This is a genomic window from Sorangiineae bacterium MSr12523, from assembly GCA_037157775.1.
GTDB classification, from domain to species: domain Bacteria; phylum Myxococcota_A; class Polyangia; order Polyangiales; family Polyangiaceae; genus Pendulispora; species Pendulispora brunnea.
Window position 1 is genome coordinate 3,072,638 of sequence record CP089982.1, and the last position, 21,724, is coordinate 3,094,361.

Sequence of the window (21,724 nt, forward strand, 5' to 3'; positions counted from 1 at the left end):
CTCACGTGCCTCCCTTCTGCAACTCGGCCAATTCTGCCTCGACCTGCTCCCATTCGGCGAGCCACGTCTCGATGGAACCATCGAGCTCCGTGCTTTCGAGCTCGAGGCGTTCCACATCGGCTTTGGGCGTCCGCTCGAAGAACCCCGCCTCGGCGTACAGACCGAGGATCTCCTTTTTGCGCGCCTCCGCGGTTTCGATCGAGGCAAGCAGCTTGTCGCGGCGGTTGGACAGCGAATTGACGCGGCTACGGCGTTTGCGTTGCTCCTCCCAGCTCACCGCGTTGGTGCTGGCACCGTCCTCGCGGCGCTCGGCCGCATTGGCCGCTTTGGCCTTGAGCACGACCGTGTCGGCATCGAGGTGATCATCGCCCAGCGCGGCGAGGTATTCGGCGTACGTGCCCGGAAAATCACGCAAACCATTGGCCGTCACCTCGACGATGCGCGTTGCCAGGCGCGAGACGAAGTAGCGGTCGTGGGACACGAAGAGCACCGTGCCATCGAAGGCGAGCAGACCGTCCACCAGCGCGTCGATCGCCTCCAGATCGAGATGGTTCGTCGGCTCGTCGAGGACGAGCACATTGGGCTTCTCCACGATGACGCGCGCGAAAACGAGCCGCGCGGCCTCGCCGCCGGAGAGCATGCCCACGCGCTTGTCGACGCTCTCGCCGGAAAAGAGCATGCGCCCCAGCTGTCCGCGGACGTAGGTCGTCGCCTCGGACGGGCACGTGTTCCAAAGGTAATCGAGCGCCGTCACCGCCGGATCGGGCAGCACCTCGTGGTGATCCTGCGGAAAGTAGCCCACGCGCGCCTCGTGGCCGAACTTGGCGCTTCCCGTATCCGCCTCGAGGCGGGCCATCACGATCTTCAGCAAGGTGGATTTGCCCAGGCCGTTCGCGCCGATGATGCCGACCTTCTCCCCGCGCCGCACGGTGAGGGAAACGTCGCGCAGGACCTCCTTCGTCCCGTAGGCCTTGGACACGCGCTCCACGGTGAGGACGTCGCGCCCGCTCGGCCTTTCGGGCTCGAAGCGAAAGAGCGGCGTACGGCGCGAGCTCGTTTTCAGCTCCTCGACTTCGATTTTCTCGATTTGCTTCAAACGGCTTTGGGCCTGCCGGGCCTTGCTGGCCTTGTAGCGGAATCGCTCGACATAGGCGCGCTTGTGGGCAATCTCGGCCTCGGCCTGGGCGATTTCGGTCTCCTTGCGCTCGCGCGTGAGTCGCTTGTTCTCGACGAACGCGGCGTAGTTTCCCACGTACGGCGTGATGGTGTCGTAGTCGACGTCGAGGATGTGCGTGGCCACGTTGTCGAGAAAGCGCTGGTCGTGCGAAATGACCAACGCCACGCCGCGGTAGCCCACGAGGAACTTCTCGAGCCAGCGAATGGACAGGATGTCCAAATGGTTCGTCGGCTCGTCGAGCAAGAGGACGTCGGGGCCTCCGACGAGCACCTGCGCGAGGAGCACCCGCAACTTGAACCCGCCCGACAGGGTGGATAGCGGCATGCGGTGGACCGCCAGCGGGATGCCCAGGCCCTCGAGGATGGCCGAGGCACGCGCCTCCAGCGTGTAGCCGCCGGCAAGTCCAACGGCCTCCTCCAAGTCGGCCAGGCGGGCCGGATCGCCTTCGCCGTGGTCGATGATGCGCGAGCGCTCCTGCAGCATGCGCCAAACGGTGGCGTCGCCCATCATGGCCAAGCTCAGGATGATTTGCGCGTCGTCGAGAAAATGGTCCTGCCGCAACACCCCGACCCGGTCGCGCGGCGGCATGGTCGCGCTGCCATCGGTGGCGGGTTCATCCCCGGCGAGAATTTTGAGAAAGGTGGTTTTTCCCGAGCCGTTGGCCCCGACGAGGCCGTAACGCGAGCCTTCGACCAGCTTGAGCGTGACGTCTTCGAAGAGGGTGCGGCCTCCGTAGGCCTTGGCGAGTCGTGCGGTGGCGATCATGTTCTGCTCGAGGTCACGTTAGAATGAACGCCGCCATGGATTTCAAGAATCTGCTCGAGACCCGAGAGCTGCCCGATCTCGGCCCCGGCCCGCGCGCCGGCGTGACATCGCAGGACGAATTGAATCGGCATCTCGATGGCTTGCTTCGCGATGCCAAGCTGCCGGCCCGCGCCGCGTCGCTCGTTCGGGCGCTGGTGCTCCTCTGGCACGACCACTTGGACGCGTCGCACGAGATTTCGCAGACCTTGGGCACGTCCGACGCGAGCCTTCTCCACGGCATGATGCACCGGCGCGAGCCCGACTATGGGAATGCGAAATACTGGTTCGGCCAGGCGGGCGACCATGCGAGCTTCCGCGCATTGGCCAAACGCGCCGGTGCGCTCTTGGAGCAGGAAAAAGAGCTCGCGGACAAGCTGCTTCCGCGCGGGGAATGGGATGCACGCGCCTTCGTGGACGCGTGTGAAGCGGTGGCGCGCCGGCCCGATGAAGCGCGTGTGCGCTTGCTCCGCGAGGTGCAGCGCCTCGAATTCCACGCGGTGCTGGAGCACCTGCTTCAGCGGTCGCCCAAGATGGGGCAGTAATCGCTCGTGGGCTCGCGTGCCCAGTAGGCTCCGGTGGCCGCGCGTTCGGCGCGGGTGGTGAAGCGGTACATGTCGGAGCGGCTGCGGATGTAGCGCGGCCTGCGCCCGGCGAAGGGATCGCGGGCGAGCAGGCCGGAAACCGCGGGGGAGCCATCGAGCAGGCGCGCGACGAAGGCGATGTACACCGGCTCCTCGCCGCAGTCTTCGGAAAGGGCGAAGAACCACATTTGCCAATCGAGCCGCGGCAAGTGCATCGGGATGAACCGAGGCGACGTGCGCGGGTCGTCCGGTTTGTAGCGGAAGGTGTAGGGCTGCCAGGTCACACCGTCGTCGCTTCCCTCGAGGTGGATCTCGCGCCGCGTGGTGGTCATGACGGCGAACAACCCGTACGCGTGCACCAGCGAAAGCTGCGCGAGCGAGTGCCCCATCGCGCGGAAGGTCGCCGGCTCCTCCTGCAAACCGCGCACGGCGTACCAGGTTCGCTCGGCGCTGAAGAAGAGCAGGGCACCGGCCAGCCCGGCCACGATGGAGACCCGCCGCAGCGGTTGCGCGGTGGTGCGCACCCGTTCGAGGGTGCGCCGGAACCGAGCGGGCAGGGCACCCAGGATCTGCGCGTCGTCGAGGAGGACGACGGCGAGGGCCATGGTGAGTGCGTTGAAAAATCCGTAATTGCCTGTCGCCGCAATGGCCAATTGCAAAAGGACGAATCCGAGGAACGCGAGCCACCGCCCGCGCCGCGGGACGAAGACGAGGAGCGGCAGGTAAAGCTCGATGAAGAACATGCCGCGCGCCGAAAGCGCGTGCACCCACGGAGGAAGCTGCGTCACGTACCAGCTCGTCGATGCCGGCAGCGGCTGCGTCCAATAGTGGTATTCGAGCGCGGTAAGATCGCGCCAGCTGGGATCGCCGCTGAGTCGTTTGACGGCGCCGGAGAGGAATACCAACTTGAAGATGAGAAACCGAAGGAGCCACAGGGCCGTGCGGGCGGGAGGCCGTTCTCGGTCGAGCGAGGGCCAGAGGCGCCGCCATGGCGCGAGGAAGAGCGCCGCGACCATGGTCTCCAGAAGGAGCGCGTCCCATTGGTATTGCAGAAATGGTCCCGAGACGTTGGCCAGTGCAAGATAAAGCAGCCACGCGACGAGAAGCGCCCACCCCGTGGCCACGTCGAAGGCGACCAGTGCCGAGGCGATCGCGCCGGTCCATGCGATTGCCACGAGCGCACCGTCACCCAGGGCCATGCCGAGGAGCGGCGGCGCGGGCGCGATGCCGCGCGAGCCAATGAGGCCCTCGATCTGCGTGGCCAGTGATACGAATGCGGCGAGCGCGCAGAGCCCCAGGAGGCGAAGGAAGATCCAGCGGGTAAGGACGAAGGTCGCGGGTCGCACGTCGCGACCGATGAAGACCGTCGTCAGCCACGAGGCCGCGCTCCGGTGGGACGCGACCCACGCGTAGACGATTTCGCTCGCTCGCGCGAAGCCTGGCGAACCGCCGTAGAGCATGGCCAGCCATTTCCCGCCCGGGGCATGCGCCAGCGCGGAGAAGACAGCATCGGCGCCGCGGTGCACGATGCCGTTCCCATCGATGAAGTGGAGCGCCGACCGAAACGCGTCTTCGGTCAACTCGCTCGTCTCGTTCGTCTCGCTTGCCTTGCTCAGCGCCGGAAACCGCTCGGCGAACTCCTGGTACGGCACGTAATCCACGGCGTCGCCCGTGCGCAGGCGAAAGCGCTCGATCCATCGTTTGCAGAAGCCGCAGGCGCCATCGTAGACGACGAGCGGTCGCGCCAGCTCCGCCTGCTCTTCCACAGCGAGACTGTCCTCGATTTCCCGAGTCGCCTCAAGCTGTGCGGTTTAGACCCCGCGCTTGCTGCTCGGAATGGCCGGCCGCGAGCTCGGCGAGAGATCGACCTCGATTTCGTCCGGGCCCAAAATGGTGGCCTCGTCGCCGAGGCGCATCGCATCGAGCAGGACCGCGCCGATGGAGCCGCGGATGGCGACGTCCTTCGTCTCGTCGGCCTTTTCGGTCGGACGGAACCAAAAGCGGCCGCGCTTCCAGTGGAGCACCTCGCGCAACACGTCCGTGGGCGGGCGCTCGGCCTCGTCCAAGGTGCAAGCGACGAAGCCGCTGTCGGCGACCGTCATGGTGGCCTTGCGCCCGCCGACGGTGACGACCGTGACGATGCCGGTGCGGCGCTCCATCTCGAGGATCATGAGAACCGTGGCCAGCGACATCTGGGCGAGATCCCCGCGGAAGGCGGCGCCCATCGAGGAGTCGACCGGACCGTCGATGAACGAGTCGCGCCGCTGGTGAAGCCGCCGAGCCATCTCGATGAGCGCCGAGACCTGGGCGGCCAGCTCCTCCTCGGTGAACGGCTCGCAAAGCGTGGCGTCCGCCCCGACGTGGAGCCCTTGCAGCAGCGATTGCCGCTCTTCGCGCGACGTCAGAAAGAGGAACGGTGTGCTGGAGACATCCCCAAGCTCCGTGCGAATGCGCCGCGCCACCCAGAAGCCGTCGATGTCCTCCAGGTTCACATGGCACACGATGCAGTCGGGCAACCATGCACATGCCCGTTCGAAGCCCGCGCGCGCACTGCGCCGAACGTCCACCTGGTGACCGTGCCGTTGCAGACTTGCAGCTAGAAGCTGCGCCTTGTTCTCTTCCCCATGTATGAGGAGGATTCTCCCCACGTCCACGCCGCTAGACTAGCACAAGTGCAGCCAAGGCTGCGACTTAACGGTATTTTTCTAAGCTAGACGCTCAAACGGACTGCGTGGCTTCAGCACGTTTCTGCATCTTGCGGTGCAGGAGGCGCTTCTTCAGCGGGCCGAGGCGATCGATCATCAGCTTGCCAAGCAAGTGATCGTTCTCGTGCTGGATGGCCACGGCGAGAAGCTCGTCCGCTTCGATTTCGAACGGCTTGCCGTTGCGGTCGAGGGCGCGGCAACGCACGTGGGCGGCGCGCTCGATTTCCTCGGTGACGCCCGGGAAGCTGAGGCACCCTTCGGTCCACACGATCTCGTCGTGCTTCTCGATGATCTCGGGGTTGATGAAGACCCGCAGATCGCTCGGCTCGTCTTCAGCCGCGACGTCGATGATGAAAATCTGCAGCGCAACGCCGATCTGCGTAGCGGCCAGGCCCACACCGGGCGCGGCGTACATGGTTTCGGCCATGTCGTCGATGAGCGTCTGGATTTCCTTATCCGCGATGCGGGCAGGGTCTACTTTTTCGCCCGGAATGCGAAGGCGCTTGTCCGGGTAGTGCAAAATCGTGCGAATGGCCATGACCGACAGTCATTAATAATCCGCAAATGGTCTTCTGGCGAGCCCCCCGGTCTTTATCCGGTCAGGGATAGACGAGCGGCCCGTAGACGTGCGCGTCCTTGCCGACGAGTTCCCACGTGGGTTCGGCAATGTGCGGCGCATCGGCTGGCGTGGCGGGCCCGGCCCAATCCACGGCGCCCGGACGGCCGCGCGGGCCGAGGAGGCTCGGGGCGAGAAACGCGTGCAGTTCGTCGGCCAAACGCGAGGCGAGGAAGCTTCCCGCCAGCTCGGCGCCGCCTTCGACCATCAACGTCACGATGCTTCGTGCCGCGAGCAGTCGCAGCGCCGCCGCGACGTCGATGCGGCCTTCCGCCGAGCTCGGTGCACGCAGAACTTCGACCCCGCGCGACGTGAGGGTCTCCTCCGCGGCCGTCGATGCATCCGCGTTGCAGATGACCCACGTTTGCACGTCCACGGCCGTCTCGACGAGGCGGCTCGCCGGGGGCAGGCGCAACTTCGTGTCGAACACCACACGGACCGGGCTCGCGCCCATGGCGTCCCGTACCGTCAGCCGCGGGTCGTCGGCCAGTGCGGTGCCGATGCCGATGGCCACCGCATCGTGCTGCGCGCGCAGGGCATGCACGCGCGCGCGCGCATCCGGGCCCGTCACCCATTTGGAGGCACCGGAGCGTGTGGCGATGCGCCCGTCGAGCGACAGGGCCAGCTTCAGCGAGACGTAGGGCAAGCCTTGGGTGACGTACTTCGACCACGGCGCGATGAGGCGCTGGGCCTCCGCCTCGCACACGAACGTGGTGACCTCGACGCCTGCGGCCCGCAGGCGCTCGATGCCGCCGCCGGCCACGTTGGGATTGGGATCCGAGCAGCCAATGACCACGCGCGCCACCTTGGCCGCGATGATGGCGTCCGTGCAGGGGGGCGTCTTCCCGAAGTGGTTGCACGGCTCCAACGTGATGTAGAGCGTGGCGCCCTCGGCTTTTTCGCCGGCCGCCGCCAATGCAGCACCTTCGGCGTGCACTTCACCCGCGCGCGCGTGAAACCCGACCCCCACGATGGCGCCATCTTTGACGACCAGCGCACCCACGTGCGGGTTCGGCGAGGGATGGCCCTTGTGGCCCTCCTCCAAGGCGCGGCGCATCCATTCGACATCGGCCGCGTCGGCAGGGTCCTTGGCCGCGGCATCGGCCGCACCGGTTTCCGGCGGCTCTTTCATCGTCACGTCTCCTCGAGTTGGCGCAGCTTCGCGATTTTTTCGAGCTCCGCGCGGAACTCATCCAGGTCGCGGAACGACCGGTACACGCTGGCGAAGCGCACGTACGCGATGTCGTCCAGCGCGCGCAGATGATTCATCACGCGTTCACCCACTTGCTGGGCGCCAACCTCTTTGTCCCCCGTGTCGATGAGCTCACGCTCGATTTGATCGACGATGGCCTCGATGCGTTCCAGCGCAACGTTGCGCTTTTCGCAGGCCTTGCGCATGCCGGCGAGCAGCTTCTGCCGGTCGAAGTTCTCCCGGCGCCCGTCCTTCTTCACCACCAGCGGGACGATTTCCTCGACCCTCTCGTAGGTGGTGAAGCGCCGCGCGCAGCTCTCGCACTCGCGCCGGCGCCGGGTCACGTCTCCGGCGGCGGAGAGTCGCGAGTCGGTCACCTTGCTCTCGAGGTGCGCGCAGAATGGGCACTTCATTCGGACTCGATTTTGTTGACCCTACGTATGTGCCGCTTGTCGCCCCCGAAGGGCGTGGTCAGCCAAGTCTTCACGATTTCCCAGGCCAGGCCGAAGCCGACGACGCGCCCGCCGAGGCAGAGCACGTTGGAATCGTTGTGGGCGCGGCTGTAGCGGGCGGTGAACACGTCCGAACAATTGACCGCGCGGGCGCCACGGTGGCGGTTGGCGGTCATCGCCATGCCCACGCCGGTGCCGCACACGAGGATGCAGCGATCGTAGCTGCCCTCGAGCATGCCGCGCACGGCCTGGTGCGCGTAGTCGGGGTAGTCCGTCGACTCGGTCGTGTGGGTGCCGATGTCGAAGACGGTGTAGCCCCCTTCGCGCAACCCCTCGACGAGCTCTTTCTTCAGTTCGAGGCCGCCATGGTCGGAAGCCAAAACGATCCGCTCGCTCATCGTGTTGTCGTCTTTCGCGCTAGCCTTCGAACCGAGAGAAAAGCAGCGAACAATTCGTCCCGCCGAAGCCGAACGAGTTGTTCAGAGCATGGCGGATGCGCCGCTCACGCGCTTTGTTGGGAACGTAGTCGAGCGTGCACTCCGGATCGGGATCGTCCAGGTTGATCGTCGGGGGAATGCGCCCTTCGGCGATCGCCAGCGCGACGATGGCGCTCTCCACGGCGCCGGCCGCACCGAGAAGGTGGCCGATCATCGACTTGGTGGAGCTCACCCAAAGCTTCTTGTCCAGGGCGTGTGCGCCGAAGACGCCCACGATGCCCTTCGACTCTTCCGTGTCGCCTGCCGGCGTCGAGGTGCCGTGCGCATTCACGTAGTCGACCTGGTCGGGCGCGACGTTCGCATCCCGAAGCGCCATGCGCATCGCACGCTGCGCGCCCTCGTGATCCGGGGCGGGGTGCGTGATGTGGTGGCCGTCGCTCGAGGCGCCATAGCCGGTGATCTCTGCGTAAATCTTCGCGCCGCGCTTCTTGGCGTGGGTCAGCGATTCGAGAATGAGGACGCCACCGCCCTCGCCGCACACGAAGCCATCGCGTCCCTTGTCGAAGGGGCGGCTTGCGCGTGTGGGGTCGTCGTTGCGGCGCGACAGGGCCATCATGGCCTCGAAGCCGCCGATGCCGACGGGCGTAATCGTCGCTTCCGAGCCGCCCGCGACCATGACTTGCACGCGTCCGCGGCGGATCCACTCGGCCGCCTCGCCCATGGCGTGTGCGCCGCTGGAGCAGGCGCTGGTGGTGCAATAACTGGGACCGCGCAGCCCGTGCGCGATGGAAACTTGGCCGGCCGCGAGGTTCGCGATGATGCCGGGGATGGAATAGGGGCTGACTTTGCTGGGGCCCTTCTCCGTGAGGGTCTGCTTGGTCTTCTCCAAGGTGTAGAGCCCACCCAGGCCGACGCCGATGAAGCAGCCCGCCTCGTCGCGCTCTTCCTCGCTCAGCTCGAGCTTCGCATCTTCGAAGGCCAGAGCGGCCGCGCCGAGGGCAAACTCGGTGAAGCGGTCCATCTCCTTGAGCTTCTTCTTCGCGACGAACCGCGTCCCATCCCACCCTTTGACCTCACCCGCGATCTGGGCGCGAAAGGCCGTGGGGTCGAATTGGGTGATGCGGCCGATGCCGCTTTCGCCCGCGAGCAAAGCTCGCCAGGATTCTTGGGTTCCAATCCCGAGGGGAGTGATGAGGCCGATGCCGGTGATGACGACGCGTTCCATGAATCTTCCAAAGGAGTAGGCGTTAACGGCAAGTCTTTAGTACGGCCTAGGGGCCTTGTCACGGAGCGCTGCTCCGCGGCAGAGAGCGGTAGACCCGTACCCGTTCCGCGTTAACCGGACATAGCCGAAGACTGCGCTCCGTACCTGTCGCTACCTGTCGCCTCGCCCCGAACCAACGGGCGTGTTGGCGGGCGAGGCGTAGGCCTGCGAATCTCGGAGGCGACGACGCGCTTACGACTTCTTCGCGTGCTTCTCGATGTAGTCGATGGCGTCCTGCACCGTGCGGATTTTCTCGGTGTCCTCGTCCGGGATGTCGATCTCGAAAGCTTCTTCGAAAGCGAGCACCAGCTCGACCAGGCCGAGCGAGTCGGCCCCGAGGTCGTCGATGAACGTCGATTCCGGCTTGATGTCTTTTTCGTCGACATCGAGCTGCTCTTTGATGATGCGTTTGACCTCGGCGGGGATGTCGTGAGCCATGCGTGCCTCGTATCAGAAAAAGGGTGCGTCGTGGGGAAAGCTTATGGGTCCCCGTTGGAATCCGTGAACGAAAATCAGACGTACATACCGCCGTTGACCCGAAGGACCTGACCGGTGATGTAGCCTGCTTCCTCGCTCGCGAGGTACACGGCGGCGGCCGCGACTTCTTCGGCCTTGCCCGTGCGACCGAGCGGAACGAGCTTGTGGATCGCTTCGCGCTGCGGGTCGGTCATGCCCGCGGTCATGTCAGTGTCGATGAAGCCCGGGGCGATGACATTGGCCGTGACGTTGCGCGTCGCGTACTCGCGCGCAATGGACTTGGCCGCGCCAATGAGGGCCGCTTTGGTGGCCGCGTAGCCCGTCTGGCCGACGTTGCCCATCTCGCCGACGACGCTCGAGAGGAAGATGATGCGGCCCCACTTCGAGCGCATCATGCTCTTGGTGGCCGCGCGTGCGACGGTGAGGGAGCCACGCACGTTGGTGTTGAAAAGTTTGTCGAGGTCCTCGTCCTTCAGACGAAGCAACAGACCGTCGATGGCGATGCCGGCGCTGGCGACGAGAATGTCGATGCGGCCATGGCGCTTGATGATGGCATCGACCTGCGATTCGGTCGCCGCGGTGTCGGCGACGTCGAACCCGGCAATTTCCGCCTTGCCGCCGGCGGCGACAATCTGGTCGGAAAGCTCGCGTGCCGCAGCCTCTCCTTTGACGTAGTTGATGATGACGGTCGCACCCTGGCGGGCCAGGGCTTCGACGCACGCCCGCCCGATGCCGCGCGAGCCGCCGGTGACGAGAGCAATTTTGGAATCCAGGCGAAACATCTTGGGGCGCTTTCTCGCACGCCTTTCGTCACTTGTCATCAGGCAAGGGGCGCGCGTAGACCGAGGAGCATGTGTGGGCCGATCGCTTCCAAGCGACGTCGGCGGCGAGGAAACATTGGGAAAAACTAGTCGACACTCACGCTAGAAAGGCCGGAATTTCGTCGAAGGATGCGGGATCGCAGACGCTCAACACTTTGAGGTCCTTCGCGATGCGCTTGCTCAACCCTGCGAGTGCTTTTCCGGGGCCGATTTCAAGGGCGCGGGTGATCCCCTGCTCATGCATGAATCGAACGGTTTCTTCCCAACGCACGGTGCCATCGACCTGTTTGACCAAAAGCTCTTTGACGCGTTCCGGATCCTGATTCGGACGCGCCTCGACGTTGGTCACGATGGGGAAGGCGAGGGGAGAAATGGTCACCTCGGCAAGCCGGGCTTCCAGAGCGCGGGCCGCAGGCTCCATCAGCGGAGAATGGAAGGGCGCGCTCACGTTGAGCAGTTTGCTCTTTCCACCGCGGCCCGCGGCGATGTCGATCGCGCGCTTGACCGCTTCGGCGTGTCCCGCAATGACCACTTGGCCGGGTGAATTGAAATTGGCCGGTCGCACCACCTCACCGGCAGGCGAGGCTTGCTCCGCCTCCGCGCACACTTCGGTGACGATGGTCGCGTCGAGGGCCATGACGGCGGCCATGGCGCCAACCCCTGCGGGTACGGCTTCCTGCATCGCAAGGCCGCGTGCGCGAACCAAGCGAGCCGCGTCTTCCACCGACAGGGCTCCCGATGCCGCGAGCGCCGAGTACTCGCCAAGCGAGTGACCGGCTGCCATCACGGGGAGCGGAAGTTCCGGAAAGCGTTCGCGCAGGGCGGCCAACACGGCGAGGCTCGTCGTGACGATGGCCGGCTGCGCATTTGCGGTGAGGGTGAGGTTTTCCTCGGGGCCCTCCATCACGATGGTGCGGAGCTCAGGCCCGAGTGCGCGATCGACCCGGTCCCAGACATCGCGCGCGGCCGCAGACGCAAGGAGAGTCTCCTTGGCCATACCGACCGCTTGCGAGCCTTGACCAGGGAAAAACCATGCCGTCTTCACCGACATGGTCTTCGCTCAGTCGGCTTTTTTGGCGACCGCGGTCACCTGGCGTCCGGCGTAGAAGCCACACGCTCCGCAGGCGCGATGGGGGACGCTCGGCTCGCCGCAGTTGGAGCAGGCAATGAGCTGGATCGCCGTCACCTTGTCGTGATTGGCGCGGCGCATGTTACGCTTGGATCGGCTGGTACGGCGTTTGGGGACGGCCACGGCGGCTACTCCTTCTTGAGATTCTTGAAACGCAGCAAAGGCAAAAGGCGCGGGTCTACGGATTCCTTGGTGTCCTCGGTAGGGTCCGCGCCGGAAACACCAGGGGCGCTCATACCCGGGCAATCCTCGGAACACAAGGGGATCATCGGGATTTGCAAAACGAGCTCATCCCGGACGACGTCATCCAGGATGACATTGTCGCCGTCGAAGGGCACCACATCGGCCTCTTCTGGCGTGAACTCGTACTCCTCGACGTCCGGCGCTTTGTTCCTGCTGGCGGGCACCATCAAGAGGCTGAGCTTCTCATCGACCGGGATGCGGGACGGCTCCAGGCAGCGGGCGCACGGGGCGGTCAGCTCGAACCGGAGACGGCCGTGGACGACCACGTCGCTGCCGCTCTTCGAGAGGCGCACCTCGAGGCGCCCATCGTCGCCCGCGGGGGCGGCCTCGTTCCCTTCCAATGCTCCGCGCACCCAGCTTGCCCGCACCGGAAAGTCGTAATCTTTGCCGGCAACATCGAGCTCGGAAACGGGAACTCGGAATTCGGGGTGACGCTGAAGTTCGGCCATGGCGAAGGGCGGGGGAATCTTCCACGGCCGCATGGCATACGCAAGCCCTTCGCGCGGAAAATTCGCGTTAAAATCGCGTCTGGTAACCGGCGAGCCAGCCACCACCGCGCAAGGGGGTGAGCGTCGCCTGGCTCGGCGAGGAGCTTTTGCCGGGGTGCGAAAGAAAGAGGTACGTGGCGACACCGAGCGCGACGACACCCACGCCGAGCGAAACATCCGCGACGAGAAACTTCGTCTTCACCGCGTCGGTGTCCGACGTGGAGCAGTTCGGATCGCAGGTGTCTTTGAGGTGATTGTAATCGCTCAGTCCCTTCAGACCGAAGAACGCGAAGCTCGCCAATGCCGCCACGCCGACGCCGCCCACGACGTACGCCGCCACCGGCGCCTCCGGCGTTTTTTCCACCGGTGCTGCCGACGCGGGGCGCCCGAATTTGGCGCGCAGCACGCGCCCTTTCTGCCGCTCGGCCACGACGAGCGCCTCCTCCACCGGTTCCGCGCCCGCCGCCTCGAGTCGAAATCGATGCGGTCCCGGATCGATTGCCGTCTCCGCGCCCGTGAGCCTCTCGAGCCATGGCCGTCCATCGACCGAGACCTTCACGTCGACCAAATCGTTCCCCGCCGCATCGACCGCACTGATCACCACGGTGGGAATTCTCGCCTCCACGTCGGCGAGCCACGCCCGGCACTCCTTCGCCACCGCCCCCGGGCAGCTTGGATTCGCGCACTCCACGAACCTCTCGCGCGCCGCCCCGAGCTTCCCCTCATCCCGCAAGGTTTGACCGGCCTCCGCATCGTCGATGCATTTCTGCTTGAGGGGATCGCCCTTCGGTTTGGCGTGCGCATTCCCAGCCAGCGCCATGCAGACCAGCACCACGCCGCCGCGCCTCATAGACACTCCGCCTTGAACCGCTTCCTCCCATTCGCATCAATCGAATAGGGCGGATCACAGTTCTTCTTGGCCTTCCCAACCGGCTTCCCCACGCCACTCGCACTCGGAGCCAGACTCCGAATCGGCGTCGGAGTCGGCGTCGGAGTCTGACTCGGAGTCGGAGTCGGAGTCGGAGTCGGAATCGCACTCGGCGTCGGACTCGGCGTCGGCGCCGTACTCGGAGTCGGCGCCGTACTCGCACTCGGCTCCACCGTCACCGTCGTCACCGCGCGCGGCACCTCCTCCTTCCGCGACGCCCAAATCGCCACCCCGAACAACACCACCAACAACCCGGCAAACCCCACCAGCACCGCCACCACGATCACGCGCCGTCGCCTCCCTGCCTCGGGCGAAAACTCCGAGAACGCGTGCGAATACGCGGTAATGGCCGATGGTGCCGATCCCCGCTCCGACGGCATGTCCGCCGGCACCGGCCCGCTCACCTGGCTCGTCTGGCTCGTCTGACTCGCCACGCTCGCCGCGCTCGTCTCGGGCGCCTTTCGCATCGACGAAATCTCGTGCAGCACTTGGTCCGTGTTCACGGGGCCCGTGATCGGCGTTTGCTGCTCCATCGCGGCTACCGCGCGATGCCGCGCGGCCAGCACCGGCCCCGCCGCCCCCTCCATCCAGTCCGCAATCTCCGCGGCACTCGCCACCCGCCCCAGCGCTCGCTCCAGCGCAATGGCCATCTCGCGCGCCGTTCCAAAGCGCTGGCCCACGTCCCGCGCCAGACCGCGCAGCACCACCTCGTCCAATTCAGGCCCGATGTCCCGCGCGTAACGACTCGGTGGCTCTACCTCGCTCGTCAGGACCTTCGCCAGCACGATGCCCTCGTTGTCGCCCCAGAAAAGCCGCCGGCCGGTGAGCGCCTCCCACAGGCAGACGGAGGCCGCGTACACGTCCACCTGCCGCGTGAGCTCCGACTCCGACGAGAGCTGCTCGGGCGCCATGTATGGGAGCTTGCCCTTGATCTGGCCTTGCTGCGTCGTGTGAATCCGTCCCGCCGCCTTGGCCACGCCGAAATCGAGCACCCGTGCCACGCCATCGGAGCCCACCAGGACGTTGTGCGGCGACACGTCCCGATGCACGATCGACAACGGCTGGCCGCGCTCGTCCCGCGCTTCGTGTGCGGCGTGCAGGCCCTGCAGCGTGCCCGACACGATGCTCCCCACGATGGCCGGAGGAATGAATTGGCCCTTCTGCGTCTCCTGGCGAATCAGCCGCGACAGCGATTCGCCATGGACGTACTCCATCACGACGAAGAGCTCACCCTCGGTGGCCACCACATCGAGCGTCGGCACCACGTTGGGATGGCGAATGCGCGCGGCCAGCCGGGCCTCGTCGAGGAACATGGACACGAACTCAGGATCCCGCGCGTACTGCTTGTGCAATCGCTTGATCGCCACCGTGCGCGTGAAGCCAATGGCACCATGGAGACGCCCAAAGTGAACGGTCGCCATGCCACCGACCGCGATTTCCCCGTGCAGCGCATAGCGCCCGAGCAGCTGTACTGGATTTTCGGGGACAGTGGCGCCGCCCACCATTTGGGACAAGAGCGTAGCGCATTCTTCTGCTGACTCGTGCGCTAGATTGACGAGCGATCCATTCGCCTTTAGAATTTTCGCGTACGAAACTTCTCTGGACTGCGCCCACCATGAAACGATCCCAGGCCGCTGCCGCGAGCGCTTCCACGACCGATGCGCGAAAAGACATCGACGAGCTCCTGAAGACGCTCATCTATCTCTACACCGAAAATCGGCGCGTCGTGAAAGCTCTCGCCGCGCGGGCGAGTCTGACGGGGCCGCAGCTCACCGTGGTGAAGATGCTCGAGCACATGGGCGATCTTTCCTTGTCCGAGCTATCCGATGCCATCCGCGCGCAAAACAGCACGGTGACCGGCATCGTCGATCGGATGGAGCGCGAGGGCATCGTCGAACGCGTCCGCTCGACGGACGATCGGCGGGTGGTGCGCATCCACCTCACCGAGAAGGGCAACAAGCTGGCCAGCGAGATCCCCATCGAGCCGATTGGCATCTTCGAGAGTGCGCTCGAGGCGCTCAGTCCTCAAGAGCTGCGCGATGCCCTCCGAGTAGCTGCCAAAGTCACCGCGCGCATCAAAGCCATCATCAAGCGAGACTTCCCCGATCTGGGCGATCCCAAGGAGTGACCCATATGAGCCATCGCGATCCGGATCTCTGCGTCATCACCTGCGCCGTGACCGGCGTGCTGGCCAACCGCAAGCAGTGCCCGGCCATCCCGTACACGCCGGTGGAAATCGCCGAGGAGTGCAAGCGTGCTTACGACGCCGGCGCCTCCGTGGTGCACATCCATGCGCGAAACGACGATGGCTCGCCCACGTTCAGCCCGGCCACGTTCGCCGCGATCAAGCGCGAGGTCCGCGAGCGCTGCCCCATCCTGCTCAATTTCTCGACGGGAACCATTTTCGAAGACGTCTCCGAACAATGCACGTACATCCGGGAAAGCCGCCCCGAGATTGCTGCATTGAACATGGGGACGATGAATTATTCGAAGTATTCGGAAAAGCGAAAAGAGTTCGCCTTCGATATGGTGTTTCCGAATACATATCGAAAGATCATCGAATTACTGACCGCCATGAACGAGAGCGGCGTCAAACCCGAGCTCGAATGCTTCGATACCGGGCACACGCAGGGCATTGCACCGCTTTTGGACATGGGCGTATTGCGCCCGCCGCTTCAATTCTCCTTCATCGTCAATGTGCTCGGCGGCATTCCGCCCCTGGTCGAAAGTCTGCAATTGCAGACGCGCATCATGCCGCCGGGCAGCGAATGGGAAGTCATTGGCATCAGCCGCTGCCAATGGAAGATGATGGCCGCGGCCCTGGTCCTCGGCGGCAACGTGCGTGCGGGATTGGAGGACAATCTGTATTTGCCCAATGGCGAGATGGCCCGCTCGAACGGCGAATTGATCGAGGTGGCCGCCCGCCTGGTGCGTGACGTCGGTCGCAAGGTTGCGACGGTGGACGAGGCGAAGGCGATTCTGAATCTTTAGTCGGCGCTGGGCCGGGCCCCGCGCATGACGATGCACGCGGTGATTCCGCCGATGCCGAGCATCAATTTCACGCCGATGTCGCCCTCGAGGGGCGTTTCCGACATGACGATGGAGCCCTTGCGCTGCACCCGCGGGTGGAGCGCATGATCGGCCACGCCGGTGGGGAAGGCGGTCCCTCGCGCGAGGCTCAACGCGAGTTCGGTGAGTTCCCAACCGCCCGAATTGGCCATGCCATGACCGAGCTGGCCTTTGCGCGCGGTGATGCGCGTTCGGTCTGTGACGTATTCGTCGATGAGGGCGAGCTCGTTCAAGTCGCCCGGCGTGCCGGTGGCGTGCAGGTCGATGACCGCCACGTCCGACGGCTCGATGCCGGCCTCCGCGTAGGCGCGGCCGATGGCGCGCTTGGGGCCCGATTGCGACGGCGTGATGATGTGCTCTGCATCCGACGACAGCGCGATGGCCTCGACGTAGCCACCGATGGGGCGCAGATCGCGGGCCTCGCAGAACTCTGCATCGCCGATGATCCAGATGCACGAGCCGCCCGAGACGTGGGTGCCCCGCAGGGAGGTAAAGGGAAGGTTCACCTCGGGGATGCCCGGCATCACGCGCGCGGTGTGGAAGGCGGCCACCAATGCGGCGTCGGGGCGCGGGTCGGTGGTGCCCACGATGGCCATTTTGGCCTCGCCGCGGAGGATGGCATCGCGCCCGCACTTGAGGGCGACGCCGAACGTCGAGCAGGCCCCGACGGGCGCAAAGGCCGCGCCGTGTACGCCGAGCAGCATGGTGATCTGCGCGGCGGGGCCGTTCTGAATGTTCCAAATCAGGTTGGGGCTCACCTCGGTCCACGGCGGGGGAGGGCAGCCAAACTCCGTGACGAGCGCTCGGTGCGCGCGCGACCGCTTGCGCATCGCGCTCATGTGCGCCTTGTCTTGATTCTCGTCGTCCGCGTCGAGCTTTTCGATGGCCGCGAACCGCTTCAAAAAGACCTCCAGCTCCTCGGAGCGGGAGGCCCAATACGCATCCCACGCCTTGCGCGCCTCGAAACGGGCATCGCTGTCGACGGGGAACGATGCCGGGTTCGGCGGCGGGGCCTCGGCGCCCCCGGGGGCCAAGCCACTCGCCTCGAATTGCTTGCGTGCTGCACAATGCTCGGGTTGCGCCCAAAAGTGATTCCACGCACGGGTGGCGCGCTCGAGCGAGGCGGCGGCGCGGTAGCTCTCGGGGAGATCGCCCACGCCGGAGCCAACGTAGACGTGGCAGCCGTCGTCGACCTCGCGCACCAGCCGCTCCAGATTGGGATCGCACTGGAGCGCCTGGATCGTGGCGCCTACAGCGAACTGAACATTATCGGCCATCTTGGCGCGCATCCGCGTCACGTAGGCCTCGCCATGGCGCTCGGCGATCCACGCGGCGTAGTCATCGAAGGAGAAATCGGGCTCGCCCACGGCAAAAAGGCCATTGCCGAATTCGGATCGGGTCGTGGGGCCGAGCGCGGTCGCCCCGCGTTGAAGGAGCGCTTCGAATGCCTGGACGTTGCGCCCTCCCGGCGCAACCACTCCAACGCCATAAATGCCGATGCGACGGCGGGAAGGGCGATCCGATGAACGGGGCGATGACATCCGAAGGGTCTCCTGGTCGACGCGCACGAAGCGTGGCGTACCGCCTACTACCGCGTGCTACGGCGTAAACGGCGTAAACGATGCGGCTGGAAGCTAGCTGTTTGGATCTGCTTCGACAAGCATGCACCTTGCGCGATCACGAACCTGAACAAGGGAGTAAGAGGCCATGAGCGTCTACGCGAAGATTCGTACGCAGAAGGAAGGGGCCGTTCTGACCGCTCGGCTCGCGTATCCCGAGCGGCGCAACGCCATTGGGCCGCAGATGGTGAACGAGCTTTTGCACGCGCTCGCCGAGGCCCACGCCGATCCCGAGGTGCATGTGATCGTACTCGCTGGCGAGGGAAAAGCTTTCTGCGCCGGCGGAGATTTCGCGCAGATGACCTCGTCGTCCGAGGCCCCGCCGCTCGAACGCCATACGAAGCCGGGCGATTATGCCGATTTGCTGCTCGCCATGGTGCGCGCGCAAAAGCCAATCGTGGCCAAAGTTCACGGCGCCGCGATGGGCGGTGGGCTCGGGCTGGTGGCCGCCAGCACCCTGGTGGTGGCCTCGACGGAGGCCGAGTTTGGGACCCCCGAGATCCTCGTGGGCCTTTTTCCCATGATGATCATGGCCATTCTGGCGCGCCTGGTTCCGCGCCGCCGTCTCATGGAGATGATGCTCCTCGGCGAAAAGCTGAGCGCCGACGAGGCCAAATCCGCCGGTCTGGTAAACCAAGTCGTCGCCCCGGCGGCCCTCGATGGTGCCGTGGCCACGCTCTGTCAAAAGCTCGCGGCGAAGAGCCCGAGCACGATGCGTCTCGGCCTGCGCGCCTTCGCCGAGCAAGACGACGAGCCGCTCGAAACCGCGCTCCCCAAACTGCGCGAGCGCCTCGCCGAGTGCCTCGCCACCGACGATGCCCGCGAAGGCCTCATGGCCTTTCTGGAAAAGCGCCCGCCGAAGTTCACCGGGAAGTGAGCGGGGGTGAGTTCCTCACGAGATGGAAATGGCTCGAGCAGATGCGCCACCACGAGGATGCGGCGGCCATTTTACCTAACCGTGATCAGCTGGATGAGGTAAGCGCGCGCTCACGCGCGGTTCATTCCGTGGTGCTCGGGGGAGGGCGTTCGCTGACGCGCAGAAGCAAAGGGCGAACGGCTTCGTAAAGATGCGGATACGGCTCGAGGGAGGCGACGCAGGCCGTGAGGCGTGCGGCGCTGGACGTGTGCGGATCGGGGCCGAGTTGTGCGTCGGCGCCATCGGTGGGGAGCATGGCCTCGAGCCAGGCGCGCAGGACGCTGGGCAGCTCGGGGGCGTTGCACGTGCTGAGCGCCCGCGCCGCAATGGGCGGATCCGAGGCGATGGCGAAGTGGGTGACCAGGCGAATCACGTCACGCGGGCGGCCTGCGCGCGCGAGGACCTCGGCGAACATGGCATTGGCCGCGGGATGGCTCGACGTGCGCAGCATTTCCGCGCCGATGGCGTCGAGGGCAGGCTCTCCCCCGCGCCCGACGAGGTTGCGCAACCGCGCGAACGAGGTTTGGCCGCTCTCGATCGACTCGGCGATATCCTGGGCGAGATCGGGCTGCGACCAATCGAGGGGAATGCTCGACGGGCGATCCGACGGTGGTTTGCTCGGAACCGCCGCATCGACCTCGGGGTCGACCAGCGGCACCGCGAGCACGAGTGCTCCGGGGTGCGAGAGAAGGTCCGAGAGATCCGCCAGGAACGTGTCGAGCCGCACCCGCGGACGCGAAGGTGGCAACGAGCCCGCCGGCGTGGCCAGAGGGCGCGAGCGCTCGGCCCGGGCGATCACGGAGGCGAGCTCCCGCGGATCGCGTGCGACCAGTGCATCGAGCGACGCGCGATCGATGCGGGTCATGCGCGCGTGGTCCGGTGCGACCTGGAAATCGACGGGGAACAGGCGCTGCTCGGCGGCCGGCCAGAGAATGCCGATTTCCGACGTGGCGAGTTGCGCCACGGCGTCCATGAGCCGCTCGTGCGGCCAGGGGCCCGCCGAGGCGAGGGTGGCGATGCGGATGCACGCCTCGAGCATCGGCACGCGGGTGTCGCCCTTCGCGCCCAGGCGGCCGTCGTAGAACGAACACGCGCGAACCAGGGCTTCGGGCGGAGGGTGCACGGCTTCGGCCAGCGATGCATCATCGCTTTCGTTGCAAAAGAAGCCGAAGACCAACGCGGCAACCGTGGCGTTTTCCGCGTCGATGGGCCCCTCGTCGAGCGCCTGGCGCGCGTGACGTGCGATGGCTCGCCGGAGCCGCTCCAGGTCTTCGGGTTGATGGGCCGTCACGCGCGCGAGCCACTCGTCCCACGCGGCCTGGTTCGACTCGTCACGGGCGAGCTGGACCCGGGAAAGGAGCCGCGCGGATGGGACTCCCTCGAAAAGCGCGCGGGCCAGCGATAGGTCGGCCACGAGGAGCTCGACCTGGTGTTCGGGCATCAACGACACCCCGAAGTCCACCGTGGCCTTCTGCATCAAGGGATCCGTTGCATCATGAAAGAGTCGATTCAAGGCAGAATCGCCCCCCCAGATCGAAGCAAAGGTCGCGCCGTCGTTTGGGCAGTCGCAACCGCTCGCCCCAGCTCGAGGGAGCGGGCGTGTGCGGTATTAGATGACAGCGCTCACTCCACCGTCGGCGCAGGTCGCGAAACGCCTGGTTTTCCCGTGCGAATTCGCAGCAACGACCAGGTGCCGGCGGCCTCGCCGTCGAAGGCGTGAAGCCCGGCTGGGCTTCCCGCGATGCGGCGCGTATCCAGCCGGGGGCGAACCTCGTAGAGACCAGGCAGGTCGAACGCATGATCCGGGCAGGAGCTCGACGGAAGCATGACGACCTGGGCGCGTCCCCGCGGCGAAATCGTGGTGAAAAGCTCGCGAATGGCCCCCGCTCCCATGGCCGGACAGGTGAACTCCCCGTCTGGGCCGATGACGTCGAAGGCAACGGATTGTGGCCGGAAGTACACCGACGCGCGTCGCGTTCCGACGTTGGTCAAGGTGACGGTGACGCTGACATCGCGCCCGAGAAACCCGTCGGTTCGTGCGGGAAGGGCGATGGAGAACGCGTGGTCCAAACCGTCGCTCGACGCGGATGGCGCCACGGATGACGAGCTGTCCTTCTCCGTGACCGGGGAGGTCGTTCGACTTGCCACCGGCACGACGTCCTTGCCCTTGTCGGGCGAGGTCGCAGTGGCCTCGGCGCCCGAAGCACCAGAAAGCGCCGCATCGGAAAGCTCGACGGCCGATGCCGCAATGACCTCTTTCAGAGAGCCAATGGTCACGTCGGCCGCGCGCTCGGCGGAGGCCACCGGTGTGACGACGAACGGCGCCACGGGCTTCGCTTTTCCACGTGGCGGCGTAAATCCGTAATGGGCAATCACGCGCGCCCCGCGCACGAGGCCCGCGACTTCTTTGGTGCCGAAGCAATACATGCGCGGATCGATCGGCTCGCTGTAGGCCTTGCCCGGCAAAAGCACGAGACCCCGCGCCAGATCGGACGAGGGGCGCATGCTGGCGGGCAGCGAACAACGCACCGTATGGGCCGGCGACGGCTTTTTCCCCTTCGAGGGCGCCGCGCCCTCGGGGATCATGATTTCGAACGAGAGCAGGTACGGGTCCGCCACGATGCGCAGCGGCGCCTCGCCCGTGTTCTCGAGGCGCATCGTCCACCGTTTCAGCGAATCGGTGGCGAGCGTCAAATTCACCTTGGGCGGCGGCAGGGACGACGAATCCGCCGCCGCCTCCCTCGGTGCGAGCATCGAAACGAGCGCGAGACCCAGCGCGACGACGGCTTTGGTCGCGCGCTTCATC

The 21,724-nt window shown here is 65.8% G+C and carries 22 protein-coding genes; 4 read left to right on the forward strand and 18 right to left on the reverse strand.

Annotated elements, in window-relative coordinates; all coding sequences use genetic code 11:
- Window position 1: 1 nt before the first annotated feature.
- Window positions 2-1,942 (reverse strand): ATP-binding cassette domain-containing protein, encoded by a 1,941-nt coding sequence (locus LZC95_12505; protein ID WXA97651.1) that lies wholly within the window; start codon window positions 1,940-1,942, stop codon window positions 2-4.
- A gap of 35 nt (window positions 1,943-1,977) precedes the next feature.
- Here LZC95_12505 and LZC95_12510 point away from each other — a divergent pair, with 35 nt between their 5' ends.
- Window positions 1,978-2,523 carry a hypothetical protein gene (locus tag LZC95_12510; GenBank protein ID WXA97652.1) on the forward strand — a complete coding sequence of 182 codons (546 nt, stop codon included), beginning with the start codon at window positions 1,978-1,980 and terminating at the stop codon, window positions 2,521-2,523.
- Here the strand turns inward: LZC95_12510 and LZC95_12515 are convergent.
- The 14 genes from LZC95_12515 to LZC95_12580 form a co-directional block, all read right to left on the reverse strand.
- Window positions 2,496-4,328 (reverse strand): lipase maturation factor family protein, encoded by a 1,833-nt coding sequence (locus tag LZC95_12515; GenBank protein WXA97653.1) that lies wholly within the window; start codon window positions 4,326-4,328, stop codon window positions 2,496-2,498. The genes LZC95_12510 and LZC95_12515 overlap by 28 nt on opposite strands.
- 45 nt (window positions 4,329-4,373) lie before the next feature.
- On the reverse strand, window positions 4,374-5,216 hold the full coding sequence (locus LZC95_12520; GenBank protein WXA97654.1) for a response regulator: 843 nt from the start codon (window positions 5,214-5,216) through the stop codon (window positions 4,374-4,376).
- Window positions 5,217-5,280: 64 nt separating this feature from the next.
- The gene (gene def / locus LZC95_12525; protein WXA97655.1) at window positions 5,281-5,805 is read right to left on the reverse strand and encodes a peptide deformylase; all 525 of its coding nucleotides are present in this window, start codon (window positions 5,803-5,805) and stop codon (window positions 5,281-5,283) included.
- Between the two features lie 61 nt (window positions 5,806-5,866).
- Window positions 5,867-7,015, reverse strand: coding sequence for a bifunctional diaminohydroxyphosphoribosylaminopyrimidine deaminase/5-amino-6-(5-phosphoribosylamino)uracil reductase RibD (gene ribD / locus LZC95_12530; GenBank protein WXA97656.1), 1,149 nt, complete (start codon window positions 7,013-7,015; stop codon window positions 5,867-5,869).
- Between the two features lie 2 nt (window positions 7,016-7,017).
- Complete coding sequence (gene nrdR / locus LZC95_12535; protein ID WXA97657.1) at window positions 7,018-7,488, reverse strand: transcriptional regulator NrdR; 471 nt, start codon at window positions 7,486-7,488, stop codon at window positions 7,018-7,020.
- Window positions 7,485-7,925 (reverse strand): ribose 5-phosphate isomerase B, encoded by a 441-nt coding sequence (gene rpiB / locus LZC95_12540; GenBank protein WXA97658.1) that lies wholly within the window; start codon window positions 7,923-7,925, stop codon window positions 7,485-7,487. The genes nrdR and rpiB overlap by 4 nt, the downstream gene beginning before the upstream one ends.
- Before the next feature lie 19 nt (window positions 7,926-7,944).
- Window positions 7,945-9,189, reverse strand: a complete 1,245-nt coding sequence (gene fabF / locus LZC95_12545; protein ID WXA97659.1) for a beta-ketoacyl-ACP synthase II — start codon at window positions 9,187-9,189, stop codon at window positions 7,945-7,947.
- A 231-nt stretch (window positions 9,190-9,420) separates the two neighbouring features.
- The gene (gene acpP / locus LZC95_12550) at window positions 9,421-9,666 is read right to left on the reverse strand and encodes an acyl carrier protein (GenBank protein WXA97660.1); all 246 of its coding nucleotides are present in this window, start codon (window positions 9,664-9,666) and stop codon (window positions 9,421-9,423) included.
- A gap of 74 nt (window positions 9,667-9,740) precedes the next feature.
- Window positions 9,741-10,487, reverse strand: a complete 747-nt coding sequence (locus tag LZC95_12555; GenBank protein ID WXA97661.1) for a 3-oxoacyl-ACP reductase FabG — start codon at window positions 10,485-10,487, stop codon at window positions 9,741-9,743.
- A gap of 136 nt (window positions 10,488-10,623) precedes the next feature.
- The gene (gene fabD / locus LZC95_12560; protein WXA97662.1) at window positions 10,624-11,577 is read right to left on the reverse strand and encodes an ACP S-malonyltransferase; all 954 of its coding nucleotides are present in this window, start codon (window positions 11,575-11,577) and stop codon (window positions 10,624-10,626) included.
- 9 nt (window positions 11,578-11,586) lie between these two features.
- Complete coding sequence (gene rpmF, locus LZC95_12565; GenBank protein WXA97663.1) at window positions 11,587-11,778, reverse strand: 50S ribosomal protein L32; 192 nt, start codon at window positions 11,776-11,778, stop codon at window positions 11,587-11,589.
- Between the two features lie 5 nt (window positions 11,779-11,783).
- Window positions 11,784-12,380, reverse strand: a complete 597-nt coding sequence (locus LZC95_12570) for a DUF177 domain-containing protein (protein ID WXA97664.1) — start codon at window positions 12,378-12,380, stop codon at window positions 11,784-11,786.
- A 34-nt stretch (window positions 12,381-12,414) separates the two neighbouring features.
- The gene (locus LZC95_12575; GenBank protein WXA97665.1) at window positions 12,415-13,236 is read right to left on the reverse strand and encodes a hypothetical protein; all 822 of its coding nucleotides are present in this window, start codon (window positions 13,234-13,236) and stop codon (window positions 12,415-12,417) included.
- Complete coding sequence (locus LZC95_12580) at window positions 13,233-14,819, reverse strand: serine/threonine protein kinase (GenBank protein ID WXB00331.1); 1,587 nt, start codon at window positions 14,817-14,819, stop codon at window positions 13,233-13,235. Before LZC95_12580 ends, LZC95_12575 begins: the two co-directional genes overlap by 4 nt.
- Window positions 14,820-14,929: 110 nt before the next feature.
- On the opposite strand from LZC95_12580, the gene LZC95_12585 reads away from it, so the two are divergent.
- Window positions 14,930-15,442: a MarR family transcriptional regulator gene (locus LZC95_12585; protein WXA97666.1), complete on the forward strand. Its 513-nt coding sequence runs from the start codon at window positions 14,930-14,932 to the stop codon at window positions 15,440-15,442.
- 5 nt (window positions 15,443-15,447) lie between these two features.
- Window positions 15,448-16,305, forward strand: a complete 858-nt coding sequence (locus LZC95_12590) for a 3-keto-5-aminohexanoate cleavage protein (GenBank protein ID WXA97667.1) — start codon at window positions 15,448-15,450, stop codon at window positions 16,303-16,305.
- Here the strand turns inward: LZC95_12590 and LZC95_12595 are convergent.
- A complete protein-coding gene (locus LZC95_12595) occupies window positions 16,302-17,924 on the reverse strand; it encodes a beta-ketoacyl synthase (GenBank protein ID WXA97668.1) in 1,623 nt (540 codons plus the stop codon). The two genes, LZC95_12590 and LZC95_12595, sit on opposite strands and share 4 nt — an antisense overlap.
- A gap of 166 nt (window positions 17,925-18,090) precedes the next feature.
- On the opposite strand from LZC95_12595, the gene LZC95_12600 reads away from it, so the two are divergent.
- The gene (locus LZC95_12600; GenBank protein WXA97669.1) at window positions 18,091-18,879 is read left to right on the forward strand and encodes an enoyl-CoA hydratase-related protein; all 789 of its coding nucleotides are present in this window, start codon (window positions 18,091-18,093) and stop codon (window positions 18,877-18,879) included.
- Between the two features lie 121 nt (window positions 18,880-19,000).
- On the opposite strand, the gene LZC95_12605 is transcribed toward LZC95_12600, so the two are convergent.
- Together LZC95_12605 and LZC95_12610 are read right to left on the reverse strand one after the other, a co-directional pair.
- Window positions 19,001-20,431, reverse strand: a complete 1,431-nt coding sequence (locus LZC95_12605; GenBank protein WXA97670.1) for a hypothetical protein — start codon at window positions 20,429-20,431, stop codon at window positions 19,001-19,003.
- Window positions 20,432-20,541: 110 nt separating this feature from the next.
- Window positions 20,542-21,723, reverse strand: a complete 1,182-nt coding sequence (locus LZC95_12610; GenBank protein ID WXA97671.1) for a hypothetical protein — start codon at window positions 21,721-21,723, stop codon at window positions 20,542-20,544.
- Window position 21,724: the final 1 nt, after the last annotated feature.

Coding starts and splice junctions, on each gene's coding strand:
- LZC95_12505 (WXA97651.1), bottom strand. CDS start 1,942: ATGATCGCCACCGCACGACTCGCCAAGGCCTACGGAGGCCGCACCCTC.
- LZC95_12510 (WXA97652.1), top strand. CDS start 1,978: ATGGATTTCAAGAATCTGCTCGAGACCCGAGAGCTGCCCGATCTCGGC.
- def (WXA97655.1), bottom strand. CDS start 5,805: ATGGCCATTCGCACGATTTTGCACTACCCGGACAAGCGCCTTCGCATT.
- ribD (WXA97656.1), bottom strand. CDS start 7,015: ATGAAAGAGCCGCCGGAAACCGGTGCGGCCGATGCCGCGGCCAAGGAC.
- nrdR (WXA97657.1), bottom strand. CDS start 7,488: ATGAAGTGCCCATTCTGCGCGCACCTCGAGAGCAAGGTGACCGACTCG.
- rpiB (WXA97658.1), bottom strand. CDS start 7,925: ATGAGCGAGCGGATCGTTTTGGCTTCCGACCATGGCGGCCTCGAACTG.
- fabF (WXA97659.1), bottom strand. CDS start 9,189: ATGGAACGCGTCGTCATCACCGGCATCGGCCTCATCACTCCCCTCGGG.
- acpP (WXA97660.1), bottom strand. CDS start 9,666: ATGGCTCACGACATCCCCGCCGAGGTCAAACGCATCATCAAAGAGCAG.
- LZC95_12555 (WXA97661.1), bottom strand. CDS start 10,487: ATGTTTCGCCTGGATTCCAAAATTGCTCTCGTCACCGGCGGCTCGCGC.
- fabD (WXA97662.1), bottom strand. CDS start 11,577: ATGTCGGTGAAGACGGCATGGTTTTTCCCTGGTCAAGGCTCGCAAGCG.
- LZC95_12570 (WXA97664.1), bottom strand. CDS start 12,380: ATGCGGCCGTGGAAGATTCCCCCGCCCTTCGCCATGGCCGAACTTCAG.
- LZC95_12575 (WXA97665.1), bottom strand. CDS start 13,236: ATGAGGCGCGGCGGCGTGGTGCTGGTCTGCATGGCGCTGGCTGGGAAT.
- LZC95_12580 (WXB00331.1), bottom strand. CDS start 14,819: ATGGTGGGCGGCGCCACTGTCCCCGAAAATCCAGTACAGCTGCTCGGG.
- LZC95_12585 (WXA97666.1), top strand. CDS start 14,930: ATGAAACGATCCCAGGCCGCTGCCGCGAGCGCTTCCACGACCGATGCG.
- LZC95_12590 (WXA97667.1), top strand. CDS start 15,448: ATGAGCCATCGCGATCCGGATCTCTGCGTCATCACCTGCGCCGTGACC.
- LZC95_12595 (WXA97668.1), bottom strand. CDS start 17,924: ATGTCATCGCCCCGTTCATCGGATCGCCCTTCCCGCCGTCGCATCGGC.
- LZC95_12600 (WXA97669.1), top strand. CDS start 18,091: ATGAGCGTCTACGCGAAGATTCGTACGCAGAAGGAAGGGGCCGTTCTG.
- LZC95_12610 (WXA97671.1), bottom strand. CDS start 21,723: ATGAAGCGCGCGACCAAAGCCGTCGTCGCGCTGGGTCTCGCGCTCGTT.